This is a genomic window from Peptoniphilus genitalis, assembly GCF_023614525.1.
Classification (GTDB): domain Bacteria; phylum Bacillota; class Clostridia; order Tissierellales; family Peptoniphilaceae; genus Peptoniphilus_A; species Peptoniphilus_A genitalis.
Window position 1 is genome coordinate 1,561,719 of sequence record NZ_CP097885.1, and the last position, 15,330, is coordinate 1,577,048.

Consider the following 15,330-nt stretch of genomic DNA (forward strand, 5'->3'; position numbering starts at 1 on the left):
GTGATATAATGTTAACAGGAAAAGAGAGATCCTATTTAAAGAGCCTTGCCCACAACATGGACCCACTTATCCAACTGGGAAAAGACGGAATCAATGAAGGCTTTTTAAGTCAAATAGATAAACTATTAGAAGACCACGAAATTGTAAAAATCAATGTCCTACAAAATGCACCAGTGGAAGTTGACGAAATTGTCGATGACATCCTTGATGCAACAGGAGCAGAATTTGTCCAAAAAATTGGCAAGAAGCTTACAATTTATAGGGAATCTAAAGAAAATAAAAAAATAGAATTATAATGAAAAAGTACGGAATTTTTGGAGGCAGCTTTAACCCCATCCACTATGGTCACCTCATGATATGCGAGTATATCAAGGAGGAAATGGGCCTGGACAAGGTAATCTTTATACCAACAGGCAACCCACCCCACAAGGAACTTGAGCTTTCAGCAGAAGACAGGTACGAGATGGTGCGACTTGCCATTTCTCCAAACCCAGATTTTGAAATATCAGACATAGAGACCACTAGGGTCAAGAAGTCCTACACAGTGGACACTATTAGGGAACTAAAAAAAATCTACAAGGAAGAAAAATTATATTTCCTCATAGGCTTGGACTCCCTCTTCCAACTTAAGACATGGATGAAGATAGGGGACCTATCCCAAGAGATAGAATTTGTAGTTGCCCTAAGACCAGGCTATCTTGATAAAGAAGAAGTAAATAAGGAGATAGACTTTTTAAGAGAGAACTTTGGGACAAAAATAAATCTTATTAAGACCCCTCTCTATGAAATTTCTTCCACTGACTTGAGAGATAGGATTCGTGAGGGCAAGTCTCTAAGATATTTAATTCCAAAAAAAGTTCTAGATTATATAGAAGAAAGTGGGTTTTACAAAGTTGACCTATAATTTAAAAAAATATGAAAAAGAAATACGTGATAGGATAGGAGAAAAAAGATTTCTCCACACTTTAAGGGTGAGAGACACTGCAATAGAACTTGCAAAAATTCATAATGTTGACCTAGAAAGTGCAGAAGTAGCAGGATTTTTACACGACTGTGCTAAGATAAGAGATCATGAAAAGCTAATGAAGGCAGTAAAGGAAAATAAACTTCTCCTAACAAAGGAGATGATTAAGGCACCACAAATCATCCACTCCTATCTTGGAGCCCTCTATGCAAGAGAACTTTATGGCATAGAAGATGAGGACATCCTAAATGCCATCACCTATCACACAACAGGCAGGGCAAATATGTCAGACCTAGAAAAAATAATTTTCTTGGCAGACTACATCGAGCCCATGAGAAACTTTGATGGGGTGGAAAAGGCAAGAGAGCTTGCAAAGAAAGACCTTGACGCAGCCATGTATTTCGCCCTAAATAACACATTAAAATTTTTAGTTGAACACGACACTTACATAGTGCCAACGACAGTGACAGCTAGAAATTATTATAAGGAGTTGAATCCTTGAAAACTTTTTTTAAAGCCTTTTTTACAACAATAATATTAATACTAATACTTGCCCTTGCAGGAGTAGCAGGCTACTTCTACTTTTTTGAAGGCGAAGATGCAAATAAGCTTGACCAAGGCGGCGAAGACCTACAATTCTTGATGTTGGGAGTAGACTCCCTTGATGCAAAAAAAGCAGACAACGCAAGGTCTGACACAATAATGGTAGTAAACCTAGACGGCAAGACTGGAAAAGTAAATATAATTTCAATCCCAAGAGATACCTACACAAAGATAAAGGGATATAAAAAGACAAAGATCAACCACTCCTTCAAGTATGGAGGAAGCGAGCTTACCCTTGACACAGTGAACAAACTTCTTGGAACAGATATAAAATATTACGTCACAGTGGACTACAGGTTTGTGGAAGATGTGGTAAATAAAATTGGCGGAGTAGAAGTTGATGTCCCAATAGATATGAAGTACCAGGACCCAACAGCAGACCCACCACTAACAATAGACATAAAGGCAGGCAGACAAAATCTAAAGGGTTACGATGCCATAGGATTTTTGAGATTTAGGAAGGGTTATAAGGACGCAGACCTTGGAAGAGTAAAGGCACAACAACAATTTATGTCAGCCATCCTATCCAAGATGAAAGAACCAAAAACCCTAGTCAAGGCACCACTATTACTTTCATCCTATGTTTCCTACACAGAAAACAACATCCCTGTAAAGAAACTTATAAAAATCGCAGCAAAAATGCGTCACGTGACAAGTGAAGACATAGTGACCAACACCCTACCGGGAGCTCCAAAATACATGGGAGGAGTGTCCTACTTCATACCAAATGACAACAAAATACAAGTAATGTTATTGGAAAATAATTTTAAATAGGAGGTAAAATGACAACTCAAGAAAAATTAGATATCATAGTAAAATCTTGTGAAGACAAAAAGGGAATCGACATCAAGGTCCTAGACATCCAAGGTATGACATCAATCGCAGACTACTTCGTAATAGTAAGTGGTAACTCATCAACACAAGTTGATGCCCTAGCAAGAGAAATCGACGAGAAACTATCTGAAAAGGGAGAAGGACCACAAAACCAAGAAGGCAAAAACTCATCAAGGTGGATAATCTTAGACTTTGGCGATATAATAGTACACGTATTCCACAAGGACGAGAGAGAATACTACAATCTAGAAAGATTGTGGGAAGAAAACCAAGAAACAAAAGAGGAGGAGTAAAATGGTAAAAACATTACACACAGATAAGGCACCAGGAGCAGTGGGACCTTATTCACAAGCAACAGAAGTTAACGGATTTATATTTACATCAGGACAACTTCCACTAGTTCCAGAAACAGGTGAACTAATCACTGATGACATCAAAAAAGCAACAGCAAGAAGTCTTGACAACATCAAGGCAATCCTAGAAGAAGCAGGCTCAAGCCTAGACAAAGTTGTAAAAGTTAACATCTTCCTAGACGATGTAAATGACTTTGCAGCAGTAAACGAAGTATATTCAGAATACTTTACAAACCACAAACCAGCAAGATCTTGCGTAGAAGTAGCAAAGCTACCAAAGGGTGGCCTTCTAGAAATCGAAGCAATAGCAGTAAAATAATTTCTAAAAAGGACCCGAGAGGGTTCTTTTTTTTAACAAAGAGGTAGACCTAGAAATGAAAGAAATAAATGTTAACGAGATAGATAGGGTTGTGGACCCCATAATTATAGACGTGAGAGAAGACTACGAGCTAGAAGAAACGGGCACCATAAAGGGAGCCATCCACATCCCCATGAATGAAGTTCCAAATAGGCTTAACAACATCCCAAAAGACAGAGAAATCTATATCCTTTGCAGGTCAGGAGTAAGATCCTACAACGTGGCAAAATATCTAAACCAAATAGGTTATGAGGCCATAAACCTAGACGGCGGCATAATAAATTAAAAGGGCGACTTAGTTAAGTAAGTCGTGGAGAATTACAAGCTAATAGAAAATAAAAATATATCCCACAGGAGAAATCTTGTGGGATTTTTTAACTTATGACTGTTTATTAAGTGATAAGTTGTTGCAAGATAGGATTTTTTAATAAACTCACATTATCTTATGAAGTTGTAGCTTTCCAGCAATTCATAACATACTATAAAGTTATAAGACCTTACAAAGTTATTAGATATTACAAGGTAATAAGGAATTAAAAAGTTGTAAGATGCTGCTAAGTCATAGTTAAAAAAATTATTTTGGGTAAAGATGCTAATGATAATCTTAAAAAATTAAATAAACTTCTATTAACTATATTAAAAAATAAAACATAGAAAAAAACTCTAAAAGGAATTTTTTATTTATATCAAGCTTTCTGTAAATCTAATTTTATAAAAATGAAGAGATTTTTTATAAGTTGATAAAAATTATAGAATTTTTAACTTAAAGGTTTTGAAAAATAAACGTTATCAATATTATCAACGTAAATTTTTTTAATTCTCTTTATTTACTATATTGTTGTGCTATAATTATTTATTAAGAATAGAAGACCATAAAAGTATTTAGTCTATTCAATTAACAGTTCATAAAAATTATTAATTATGAAAAAACTCTTTGGAGGGAGATGGATAAGTAGCAATATATAAGTAAAATATAAACTAAAAACTTAAAAGAAGTAACTAATCTATAATGAAAGGAGAAATAATGGATAATAAGAGGAAAAAGTTTAACACCAATAGGGTCGCAGCCTATGCTCTATCAGGTGTAATGTTAGCAAGCGTTATACCATATAACGTATTTGCTACTAATATGACAGGTACAGAAAAGGCAACTATAGAAGCAGCAGATAAACTTGGTATTTCATCACCTAAAATTAATGGAGCTGTAAGAGCTGAAAATACTGATGCTTTATCAAGTGCAACCTACTACAACAAAGCAAACTGGGAAAACAAAATCAAAGACAAGTCACGTTGGCCTGTTGGCGACAAACAAAGACTTGTAAGAGTTACTACATCAGACCCAGTCGAAATGAACGACATCGATTACGACGGGAACTTTGTCGATGCCAACGGCAGGACTGTTCTTAGAATGGTTTACAAGGAAAAGGGTGCAGCAGCAACTGCTGTTTGGTACAGAGCTATATTTAACTTCGGAGACCTTGATCAATACATCGACTACGACAAGTCCTACATGGTTGGAGTTAATACTCTTGGCAACGAAGCTAAAAAGGGCAATCTAGAGCCCTTTAATGACCGTAAGGAAAGAATTGTCGACCTAGGTGTATTGAGAGGGGACTTAACAAACCAAAGAAAGAACCTTCCTATTAACCTTGTATTAAAAGAAGGCGTAACAATTAAAGACTTAGGTCAAAAGAACTACATCGTTCAAATGAGACTTGCTGACAAAAAGGGTGAAAGGATCTATGCTTATGCTCCAAAGGGTACATCCATGGACTATTCCACTTATACCAAGACAACATCAGTTTCTCTTGAAGATAAGGTGAACAGACTATTTATTAAGGGTGGCTACCAATCAGATGGCAAGAATGCAACGGCTCAAGAATTTGTTATGTCCGAATTTATTGCCAATCCAGAGCAATACAAGGACGAAAAGAATCTTGGTATAATCAGGACTCAATATACAGGTCAAAGAGCTGGAAATGCCGCTTCACCTACAACTGGTGGACAACCAATTGCCTTTACCCAAGCCTTTGATGCTAATCTTCTTAAGTATTTGAAGGCAGATGACAAAGGCAATGTAGCTTATGTTAACGTTCTTGAAAATACAAGACTTAAGTCAAAATGGTCTAAAAATGTTGGTTTTAAGAAAGACGACTTTAATATAACAAAAGATGGTAAGCTTGCCTACCTGGTTATTGGTACTCATGACTTCCAAAAAGATGGAGTTAAAAAGGTTGAAATACCAAAACATGACCAACACACTATGATTCAAGGGTACTACATCACAGCCATTGACTATGTTGTTGACAAATCAAAATTTGAAGATACCTTTGCAGGTAGAGATGAATTGAGCGGCGGTAATAAGACTAGAAAGCTTAATTACTCAATGATATCTGGCTGGACTAATCCAAATACAGAAGGCTGGGTTGTCTATGAAAAAGAATATAAAGACGGTTATGTAGCTAATGAAGGCGAATCTTTTATAATAGACACAACTACTGACCCTGCAGACAAGCAAATCATGCTTCAAATCGGTAACGATGATGCCGTCATTAGAAAGCAACAAGGATACTATTCTTACTATATAACTTCTGATAAGGGTATTGAAACCATCGAAAGATATGCAGATGGTATCTATAAGTTTGACCTTAGAGAAGGTGCTACTGTAAAACCTGGAGACAAGATAAAAGTTTACATGCCATATGCAAAAGACCATGACAAGCCTGTAAACTTCCTTGAAATCCACAACGGAACAAAGCTAAATGAAGGTGGAGCAACATTAAAATTACAAAAAGATAGAAATATCAATATGCACCTTTATAAGGAAGGTAAAAAAGGTTACTACATTCTAAAATACACACTTGCAGACGGAACCAAAGCTGAAAAGAAATTTGAACCTAAAGGATTCTGGAGCTTTGACAATAAAGACAAGGTTATGGATGGAGGTTCAAATTTAGTAACATTATCAACAGGTGGTAACTTCTATATCAACACAAAGAAATTAAAACCAGGTGAAGATATAATTGTAGAATCCTATGATGAAAAGGGCACTAAATTAGAAGATCAAACATCTTGGTTCAAATATAGAGAACTAACAAAAGCTCAAGATACTGTTAAGGAACTTACATGGACTGACTCCTCAGACAAATCATCAATCCTTTCTATAAACAAGTCACTTTACACTCCATACCAAGTGCTATTTACAAATGACTATGCAGATGGAACAGATGACTTCTACAAGGATCCAAAGGTATTGCCAGCAAGCAATGATGACTTTAAGAAGGACACAAAAGAATTTGTCGGCTACACTAAGTATGACGGTGGTAAGGTAAGAACACTTTACGAAGAAGGTAAAACTGGCAAGCTTTATGCAAAAGTTGAAGCTGACGAAAACGAATATGATAAAGATGGTAATTTAGTTGGCAAGGATGTAAGTAAGAAGATTACTATTCCGAAGTCTGATATCTTTGACGCTCAGTTTGCAGGAGATAGCAAAGAATATACTGCTTATGAATATAAGGTTGACTTAACAAAGATGCTTCCTTATCATTCAGATGATAAAACTGAAACAAAACTAACTTTATTAAAGGATATGAAGTTTGTTTCAACAGCATCAGACGGATCATCACTACCATCTGACCTTTACGAAACAAGAGTTAGGGCAAGAGTATTGTTTGATGCAAATACTGGTAAATTGACAGAAGGCGATAAACAAGTTGATAAAGTTGTTAAGATAGCACCAGATAACGTTGATTTCTTCGACCAAAAAGACTACAAACCTAATGGTTTTGAAGGTGCAAATGTTAAAAAAGACACTGGTGATAAATTCCCAGAAGCACCAAAACTAGAAGGAAAGAACTTCTTAGGTTGGGTTACTGAAGAAGGTAAAAAAGCTTTAGGCGACAAGGCAGTTGTTACAGCTGATGACTTTAATAAACTAGCAAAAGAACAAGTCTTTACTAACGAAACACCAATAACAAAACATTTAGTTGTTTACGCTGTTTATTCAGAAGATGTAGCAGTTACTTTTGATGCAAATCAAGGTAAGTTTGGTGATGGTAAGGACACAACTAATGTTAAAGTTGAAGGTGGAAATGTAACAAAACCAGCTGACCCAACAAGAGTTGGATATAAATTCTTAGGTTGGGCAGCAACAAAAGATGCAAAAGAAGCTGATGCTAATATTCTAAATGATGTAACATCACCAAAGACTGTATATGCAGTTTGGGAAAAGACTGCTGAAGAATTAACATTAAATAATCCAACACCTGTTGAAGTAAAAGACACTAAGAATTTAACTTCAGATGAAAAAGGCAAAGTAGCAGATGCTGTGATTGCAGCTAACCCAACTCTAACAAAAGCTGAAATTACAGTTGCAGATGACGGTACAGTTACAGTAAAAACTAAAGATGGCAAGACTGGAACTTTGACACCAGATAAAACTGTAAAACAAAAAGAAGTTCAAAATAACTTCAACCCACCAAAAGAACCAGTTAAGGTTGTTGATAAAACAAAACTAACACCTGAAGAAAAACAAGCTGTTAAAAATGCTATTAAGGAAGCTAACTCAGACAGAAACTTCAAGGATGAAGATATTACAGTAAATGATGACGGATCTGTAAAAATTAACCAAGCTGGTAAGGTAGGTTCATTTACACCTGATCAAACAGTTGTACAAAAAGATACAATTCTTGATTTGACTGCTCCAGATAAGACTGAAGTAAAAGATATAACAAACTTAACACAAACAGAAAGAGATAAAGTTGCTGCAGCAGTTAAAGAAGCAAATAAAACTAAGTTAAGCAACGATGCAGTAGTTACTGTTGACGATAAGGGTAATGTAACAGTTACAGATGGTACTAAAACTGGTAAATTAGAAGGAAAAGACACAGTAAAACCATTTGATAGAGCTGGCAAAACATTAAACGACCCAGCAATAACACCAGTAGGAAATCTTGAAAAACTTAATGAAACTGAAAAAACAAAAGTAAGAGATGCAGTTAAAGCAGCAAACCCAGACCTTGGATTCGCAGATAACGAAATCCAAGTTGCAGATGATGGTACAGTAACAGTACCTATGGGCAAAAACTCTGATGACACAACAAAAACTCAAGAGATCCCAGCATCTAAAACAGTTAGACAAGTAACAGATGCTGATAAGATTATTCCATTAAATGTACCAGAAAAAACAAAAGTTGCAGATAAGACAAACTTAACACAAGAAGAAAAGGATAAAGTTAAAGAAGCTGTTAAGAAAGCAAATCCAGATTTACCAGCAGATGCAAAAATAACTGTAGGAAATGATGGTTCAGTTACAGTAGTATCTGGCGAAGGCGAAAACCAAAAAGTTGGAGAACTTTCACAAGCAGATACAGTTGAAGAAATGGCGATTAAAGCTCCAGCAGAACCAGTTAAAGTAGCTGACCCATCTAACCTAACAGAACCTGAAAAGAAAGCTGTTGAAGATGCAGTTAAGAAAGCAAATCCAAACTTACCAGAAGGTGCAACAATCGAAGTAGGTAAAGACGGAACAGTAACTGTAAAAGACAAAGATGGCAAAGAACTTGGAAAATTAACTCCAGATAAGACAGTTAAGAAAGCTGATGAAGCAGGAACAGTAGTAGCTCCAGCAGAACCAGTTAAAGTAGCTGACCCATCTAACCTAACAGAACCTGAAAAGAAAGCTGTTGAAGATGCAGTTAAGAAAGCAAATCCAGACCTACCAAAAGATGCAACAATCGAAGTAGGTAAAGACGGAACAGTAACTGTAAAAGACAAAGATGGCAAAGAACTTGGAAAATTAACTCCAGATAAGACAGTTAAGAAAGCTGATGAAGCAGGAACAGTAGTAGCTCCAGCAGAACCAGTTAAAGTAGCTGACCCATCTAACCTAACAGAACCTGAAAAGAAAGCTGTTGAAGATGCAGTTAAGAAAGCAAATCCAGACCTACCAAAAGATGCGAAAGTAACTGTAGGTAATGACGGAACAGTAACTGTAACAGACAAAGATGGAAAAGAACTTGGAAAATTAACTCCAGATAAGACAGTTAAGAAAGCTGATGAAGCAGGAACAGTAGTAGCTCCAGCAGAACCAGTTAAAGTAGCTGACCCATCTAACCTAACAGAACCTGAAAAGAAAGCTGTTGAAGATGCAGTTAAGAAAGCAAATCCAGACCTACCAAAAGATGCGAAAGTAACTGTAGGTAATGACGGAACAGTAACTGTAACAGACAAAGATGGAAAAGAACTTGGAAAATTAACTCCAGATAAGACAGTTAAGAAAGCTGATGAAGCAGGAACAGTAGTAGCTCCAGCAGAACCAGTTAAAGTAGCTGACCCATCTAACCTAACAGAACCTGAAAAGAAAGCTGTTGAAGATGCAGTTAAGAAAGCAAATCCAGACCTACCAAAAGATGCAACAATCGAAGTAGGTAAAGACGGAACAGTAACTGTAAAAGACAAAGATGGCAAAGAACTTGGAAAATTAACTCCAGATAAGACAGTTAAGAAAGCTGATGAAGCAGGAACAGTAGTAGCTCCAGCAGAACCAGTTAAAGTAGCTGACCCATCTAACCTAACAGAACCTGAAAAGAAAGCTGTTGAAGATGCAGTTAAGAAAGCAAATCCAGACCTACCAAAAGATGCGAAAGTAACTGTAGGTAATGACGGAACAGTAACTGTAACAGACAAAGATGGAAAAGAACTTGGAAAATTAACTCCAGATAAGACAGTTAAGAAAGCTGATGAAGCAGGAACAGTAGTAGCTCCAGCAGAACCAGTTAAAGTAGCTGACCCATCTAACCTAACAGAACCTGAAAAGAAAGCTGTTGAAGATGCAGTTAAGAAAGCAAATCCAGACCTACCAAAAGATGCGAAAGTAACTGTAGGTAATGACGGAACAGTAACTGTAACAGACAAAGATGGAAAAGAACTTGGAAAATTAACTCCAGATAAGACAGTTAAGAAAGCTGATGAAGCAGGAACAGTAGTAGCTCCAGCAGAACCAGTTAAAGTAGCTGACCCATCTAACCTAACAGAACCTGAAAAGAAAGCTGTTGAAGATGCAGTTAAGAAAGCAAATCCAGACCTACCAAAAGATGCGAAAGTAACTGTAGGTAATGACGGAACAGTAACTGTAACAGACAAAGATGGAAAAGAACTTGGAAAATTAACTCCAGATAAGACAGTTAAGAAAGCTGATGAAGCAGGAACAGTAGTAGCTCCAGCAGAACCAGTTAAAGTAGCTGACCCATCTAACCTAACAGAACCTGAAAAGAAAGCTGTTGAAGATGCAGTTAAGAAAGCAAATCCAGACCTACCAAAAGATGCGAAAGTAACTGTAGGTAATGACGGAACAGTAACTGTAACAGACAAAGATGGAAAAGAAATTGGTAAATTAACACCAAAACAAACTGTTAAGGCAGCTGATACTACTCCAGACAATGGAAAGAAGACTCTTCTTCCAACTGATGATTACCAAGATACTGGTATAAAAGCAGGAGATGGCGTTGACTCAAATGATATTAGTGCCATTGATGAAGATGGAAGTTATGTACCTGTATATGTAGATAATAATGGAAACATTATTGTTAAACCTGGTAAGGATGTTGATGGACCTATTAAGGTTACAATAAATAAGGACGGAAAAGAAAGAGTTATCTTCATAGACATCCTTGGACACTCTATGGGACATGATGATAATGGATACAGACCAGGATACTTTGATGGATCATATAACATCCCTGGAATTAGATACAGAGACCACAAGACTCCAACTCATCCAGTGACTGTTACAGTTCCAGAAAAGACTGAAACTGGTGTGAAAGTTCGTGACACTTTGTGGTATATATTCCACATCAACGAGTTTGAATACGAAGTTGTTAGAAACGGAGTTGTAACTAAGAGATTAATGGACGTAACTCCAGTTCTACAAAATAACAGAACAATGCTACCACTTAGATATGTAGCTGAAGCACTTCAAGCAGATGTTAAGTGGGATGCAAAGACAAGAACTGCAACATTCACAAAAGATGGTTTGACAGCATCAATCCAAATCGACAGTGATGAAATAGTTCTTTCTAACGGCAAGACTGTTAAGATGGACTCTAAGCCACTTAATATCAACGACAGAATCCTAGTTTCTGTTACTAACGTAGCCAATGTATTTGGTTTAACTAACGGAAATACTAAAGACAAGGCTGATCAAGATATTGAATGGGAACAAAAAGATAAGAGTGCAACAATTTATATTAGAAGATAAGTTGTTAATAATTAAGAGGAACCCTCAGGGGTTCTTCTTTTTTTATGCTTATTTAGTCAAATTATTTCACAAACAAGTCCTATGATCTGGCAAGTAAATATGAAGTCATAACAAACTATGATGCAATAACAAACCATAAAGTCATAAATAACTATGAAGTAATAAGGAACTACAAAGTCATAAGGGATTAGTACTTTATAAAATTTTATAAAGTTGTAAAAATATATGAACTTATGAGAATTTATGAAGTTGTAAAAATTTATGAACTTGTGAAAATTTATAAAGTTGTAATAATTTATAATTCAAATTAAAATAGTTCTAATCAATACATTAAGTCAAATTTTATTCCCATATTACAACAAAATATTAGTGTGATTATAGCAACTGTGTTATACTAAAATAAGCAATACAAAGGAGGATTTTTATGGAGCAAAATATCTATTTAGATAAGGAGCGCCTGGAAAATTCCAAGCTTACTACTAAGTCTCTTGGCGAATCTCTTGAGATTGATTCTCTTAAGGAGAAAGTTGTTGAGCTAAACAAAAAACAAATGGAACCAGGTTTTTGGGACGACAATGATAGCGCTCAAAAAGTTATACGTGAAACTAATTCATACCAAAGAAAGATAGATCAATACGACAAGTTAATTGACTTGATTACTGACGCAGAGGACCTTATTGCCCTTATGGAAATCGAGGATGACTACTCTTCTTACTCTGACTTCCAAGATCTCGTTGATGAGATTGAAAAGGACACTGCTGAATTTAAATTAAATACTTTATTAAATGGCGAGTACGATTCTCACGATGCAATTCTTTCCATCCACGCTGGTGCTGGTGGAACTGAGGCACAAGATTGGGCTAGCATGCTTCTAAGGATGTACACTAGGTACGCTGAGAACAAGGGCTTCAAGGTTGAAACTCTTGACCTCTTAAAGGAAGATGAGGCTGGCATTAAGTCTGTTACTCTTAAAATTTCTGGAGACAATGCCTATGGTTACCTCAAAGGAGAAAAGGGAGTTCACAGACTTGTTAGGATTTCGCCTTTTGACTCCAATAAGAGAAGACACACTTCCTTCTCATCTGTGGATGTCTTCCCAGAAATTGATGACGACACAGAAGTTGAAATCAAGGATGAAGAGTTAAAGATTGACACTTACAGGTCATCTGGTGCCGGTGGACAACACGTTAACACTACTGACTCAGCTGTTAGAATCACTCACATTCCTACAGGCATTGTAGTTCAATGTCAAAATGAACGTAGCCAGATTCAAAACAGGGAAAAGGCAATGAACATGTTAAAGGCAAAACTTGTTGCCCTTGCTGAAGAAGAAAAGAAGGAAAAAATCGAGGACCTTCAAGGTAACTATTCACAAATTGCTTGGGGTTCACAAATTAGGTCTTATGTATTCCAACCTTACACTATGGTCAAGGACCACAGGACTAATGTAGATGTTGGTGACGTGGAAAAGGTAATGGACGGGGATTTAGATATCTTTATTAACGCCTACTTACAAGATAAGGCGACTGGAGAAAGCTGAGGTTAATATGGCAAAGGATGTAATTATTGCACTAGATTTTCCAAGTGGAGATAAGGCTCTTGATTTTTTAAAGGTCTTTAAGGATGAAAAAGTCTATGTAAAGGTTGGGATGGAACTTTTCTACAAGGAAGGTCCAAGTATTATTAGGGAAATTAAAAAGCTTGGTCACAAGATTTTCTTGGATTTAAAAATTCACGACATTCCAAACACTTGTAAGGGAGCCACAAATTCCCTTATTGCTCTTGATGTTGACATGATTAATTACCACATTGCTGGGGGCAAGAAGATGTTAAGCGATGCCAGCGAAATTGTTAAAAAGGAAAAGAGCGACCTTATTACTCTTGGGGTTACTATGCTTACTTCTACTGATGAAGATGTCATGCACAGGGAACTTCAAATTGACAAGGACAAGTCCCTTGATGAGGTTGTTCTTGCCTATGCAAATATTGCTAAGGAAGCCAACCTAAGTGGTATTGTTTGTTCTGCCCTTGAAGTGCCAAAGATTAAGGAAAACTTGGGCAAGGACTTTATAACAGTTACTCCAGGTATCAGGAAGGTAAAAAATACTGATGACCAAAAGAGGGTTGTAACTCCTAGCGAGGCAAGGGAGCTTGGTTCTGACTACATTGTTGTGGGAAGACCAATCACTAAGGCAGAAGACCCACTAAAGGAATATAGAGAAATCAAAAAAGACTTTTTAGGAGGAAAATAATGCGAGAAATTGCAAAGATTTTATTAAAATTAAAGGCTGTTACTCTTTCGCCAGAAGATCCTTACACTTGGGCATCTGGCATAAAATCTCCAATCTACTGCGACAACAGGCTAACTCTTTCTTATCCAGAAGATAGAAGCACAGTAGAAAAGGGTCTAGTTGATTTAATTAAGGATCAATATCCAGAAGTTCAATATATTATGGGGACTGCAACAGCAGGTATCCCTCACGCAGCTATTATTGCCGATAAGATGGGTCTTCCTATGGGCTTTGTAAGATCTTCCAACAAGGACCACGGCAAGCAAAATAAAATTGAAGGTGCAAAAATTGAAGGAGCAAAAGTTGTAGTTATCGAAGACTTATTCTCAACTGGTGGCTCATCAATTGAAGCTGCAAAGGCCCTTGAAGAAGTAGGTTATGAAGTCCTTGGCATCGTGAGTATCTTCACTTATAATATGAAAAATGCTGAAGAAAACTTTAAGGAAGCTGGCTTTAAACACCACTCACTTACAAACTTTGATGAATTAATAGAAGTTGCACATGAAATGGACTATATAAAAGAAAGTGAAATCGAAAAGTTAAAATTATTTAGGGACAATCCAAAGGATTCTTCCTGGATGAATGCATAATTCTCTTTTTGGGTAAAGAAGACAAGTAAGGGAAATGCAAATTTTAACTTAGGGGGAGAAATTTGAATTATTATAGAACTTTGAGAAAGCTATGGCCCTATGCTAACCAAGTTTTTAAGAATAAAGATAGACTTAATAGGGTGATTCATGAGTCTACAGCCACTACAAGTAAAGTGGATTTATTTAAAAAGATTTCACGTGAGCTCATGCTTGCACTTGGTCTTGTTATGGATTATTCCAAAGGTAATTATAGGGGAGTAAAAAAGAAAGACATAATCTTAATTGTGGCAGGATTTTTATATCTTTTAAACCCCGCAGATATAATTCCTGACTTTGTTTTGTTCTTTGGATTCTTTGACGACTTAAGCGTTCTAACTTATATAGTTAAAAAGTTAGACAAGGAATTGGAAAAGTATGATGTCTGGAAAAATTCTAGAGAGTGATTTTTTTAAGAGAGACACAGTTGAAGTTGCAAAATCTTTAATAGGCAAGAAAATTATCAGAAATATTTCTGGTAATTTTTTCTGTGCAAAAATAGTTGAGACTGAGGCCTATCTTGGACTTGAGGACAGGGCATGTCACTCCTATGGAGGAAAAATAACTGAAAGGAACAAGACACTTTATCTTCCTGGTGGTCATATCTACGTTTACTTGATCTATGGGATGTACGACCTCTTAAATATTGTGACAAGGGACGAGGACCATCCAGAGGCTGTATTAATTCGTGGAGTTGAGCCTCTTGACAACTTAGATGGGATTGCAAAAAATCGCTTTGGCAAGTCCTATGAAGAACTCTCAAACTATCAAAGAAAAAATTTGACCAATGGACCAGGCAAGTTATCCAAAGGACTTGCTATTGATAGGTCCCTTAATGGAAGGATTTTGTCAGAGGACTATCTCTACATAGGAGAGGGAGAAGATGTTCCTGAAAGAGACCTTGTAATCACTAAGAGAATTGGAATTGATTACGCAGGCGAGGATGCAAAGCTTCCCTTGAGGTTTTATCTTAGAGACAACCCCTATGTATCTCAATAAATGATATAGATTTTTGTTAAGTTATCCTTTATAATAGGTTAA

The 15,330-nt window shown here is 36.5% G+C and carries 13 protein-coding genes; all 13 read left to right on the forward strand.

The genetic code is table 11. The features are described 5' to 3' along the window. Positions 1-8: 8 nt before the first annotated feature. The 13 genes from yhbY to M9426_RS07585 all read left to right on the forward strand — a co-directional run bounded on the left by yhbY (position 9) and on the right by M9426_RS07585 (position 15,288). Entirely contained in the window at positions 9-296 is a 288-nt protein-coding gene (yhbY, locus tag M9426_RS07525) for a ribosome assembly RNA-binding protein YhbY (RefSeq protein WP_005956645.1), read from the forward strand. Further along, a complete protein-coding gene (gene nadD / locus M9426_RS07530; RefSeq protein WP_250341835.1) occupies positions 296-904 on the forward strand; it encodes a nicotinate-nucleotide adenylyltransferase in 609 nt (202 codons plus the stop codon). The genes yhbY and nadD overlap by 1 nt, the downstream gene beginning before the upstream one ends. Next, the gene (yqeK, locus tag M9426_RS07535; protein WP_250341836.1) at positions 894-1,466 is read left to right on the forward strand and encodes a bis(5'-nucleosyl)-tetraphosphatase (symmetrical) YqeK; all 573 of its coding nucleotides are present in this window, start codon (positions 894-896) and stop codon (positions 1,464-1,466) included. The genes nadD and yqeK overlap by 11 nt, the downstream gene beginning before the upstream one ends. Then, on the forward strand, positions 1,463-2,341 hold the full coding sequence (locus tag M9426_RS07540) for an LCP family protein (protein WP_250341837.1): 879 nt from the start codon (positions 1,463-1,465) through the stop codon (positions 2,339-2,341). The genes yqeK and M9426_RS07540 overlap by 4 nt, the downstream gene beginning before the upstream one ends. Positions 2,342-2,349: 8 nt before the next feature. After that, positions 2,350-2,694: a ribosome silencing factor gene (gene rsfS / locus M9426_RS07545; RefSeq protein WP_060799431.1), complete on the forward strand. Its 345-nt coding sequence runs from the start codon at positions 2,350-2,352 to the stop codon at positions 2,692-2,694. 1 nt (position 2,695) lies between these two features. Next, complete coding sequence (locus tag M9426_RS07550) at positions 2,696-3,073, forward strand: RidA family protein (RefSeq protein ID WP_250341838.1); 378 nt, start codon at positions 2,696-2,698, stop codon at positions 3,071-3,073. A 55-nt stretch (positions 3,074-3,128) separates the two neighbouring features. Beyond that, entirely contained in the window at positions 3,129-3,398 is a 270-nt protein-coding gene (locus M9426_RS07555) for a rhodanese-like domain-containing protein (RefSeq protein WP_250341839.1), read from the forward strand. A gap of 738 nt (positions 3,399-4,136) precedes the next feature. Continuing rightward, on the forward strand, positions 4,137-11,372 hold the full coding sequence (locus M9426_RS07560) for a stalk domain-containing protein (RefSeq protein WP_250341840.1): 7,236 nt from the start codon (positions 4,137-4,139) through the stop codon (positions 11,370-11,372). A gap of 424 nt (positions 11,373-11,796) precedes the next feature. Further along, entirely contained in the window at positions 11,797-12,912 is a 1,116-nt protein-coding gene (prfB, locus tag M9426_RS07565; RefSeq protein ID WP_250341841.1) for a peptide chain release factor 2, read from the forward strand. 7 nt (positions 12,913-12,919) lie between these two features. Continuing rightward, complete coding sequence (gene pyrF, locus M9426_RS07570; protein ID WP_250341842.1) at positions 12,920-13,624, forward strand: orotidine-5'-phosphate decarboxylase; 705 nt, start codon at positions 12,920-12,922, stop codon at positions 13,622-13,624. Then, positions 13,624-14,253 carry an orotate phosphoribosyltransferase gene (gene pyrE, locus M9426_RS07575; RefSeq protein WP_060799968.1) on the forward strand — a complete coding sequence of 210 codons (630 nt, stop codon included), beginning with the start codon at positions 13,624-13,626 and terminating at the stop codon, positions 14,251-14,253. Before pyrF ends, pyrE begins: the two co-directional genes overlap by 1 nt. A 62-nt stretch (positions 14,254-14,315) precedes the next feature. Continuing rightward, positions 14,316-14,696 (forward strand): YkvA family protein, encoded by a 381-nt coding sequence (locus tag M9426_RS07580; protein ID WP_060799969.1) that lies wholly within the window; start codon positions 14,316-14,318, stop codon positions 14,694-14,696. After that, complete coding sequence (locus M9426_RS07585) at positions 14,671-15,288, forward strand: DNA-3-methyladenine glycosylase (RefSeq protein WP_250342634.1); 618 nt, start codon at positions 14,671-14,673, stop codon at positions 15,286-15,288. Before M9426_RS07580 ends, M9426_RS07585 begins: the two co-directional genes overlap by 26 nt. Positions 15,289-15,330: the final 42 nt, after the last annotated feature.

Coding starts and splice junctions, on each gene's coding strand:
- yhbY (WP_005956645.1), top strand. CDS start 9: ATGTTAACAGGAAAAGAGAGATCCTATTTAAAGAGCCTTGCCCACAAC.
- nadD (WP_250341835.1), top strand. CDS start 296: ATGAAAAAGTACGGAATTTTTGGAGGCAGCTTTAACCCCATCCACTAT.
- rsfS (WP_060799431.1), top strand. CDS start 2,350: ATGACAACTCAAGAAAAATTAGATATCATAGTAAAATCTTGTGAAGAC.
- M9426_RS07550 (WP_250341838.1), top strand. CDS start 2,696: ATGGTAAAAACATTACACACAGATAAGGCACCAGGAGCAGTGGGACCT.
- M9426_RS07555 (WP_250341839.1), top strand. CDS start 3,129: ATGAAAGAAATAAATGTTAACGAGATAGATAGGGTTGTGGACCCCATA.
- M9426_RS07560 (WP_250341840.1), top strand. CDS start 4,137: ATGGATAATAAGAGGAAAAAGTTTAACACCAATAGGGTCGCAGCCTAT.
- prfB (WP_250341841.1), top strand. CDS start 11,797: ATGGAGCAAAATATCTATTTAGATAAGGAGCGCCTGGAAAATTCCAAG.
- pyrF (WP_250341842.1), top strand. CDS start 12,920: ATGGCAAAGGATGTAATTATTGCACTAGATTTTCCAAGTGGAGATAAG.
- pyrE (WP_060799968.1), top strand. CDS start 13,624: ATGCGAGAAATTGCAAAGATTTTATTAAAATTAAAGGCTGTTACTCTT.
- M9426_RS07585 (WP_250342634.1), top strand. CDS start 14,671: ATGTCTGGAAAAATTCTAGAGAGTGATTTTTTTAAGAGAGACACAGTT.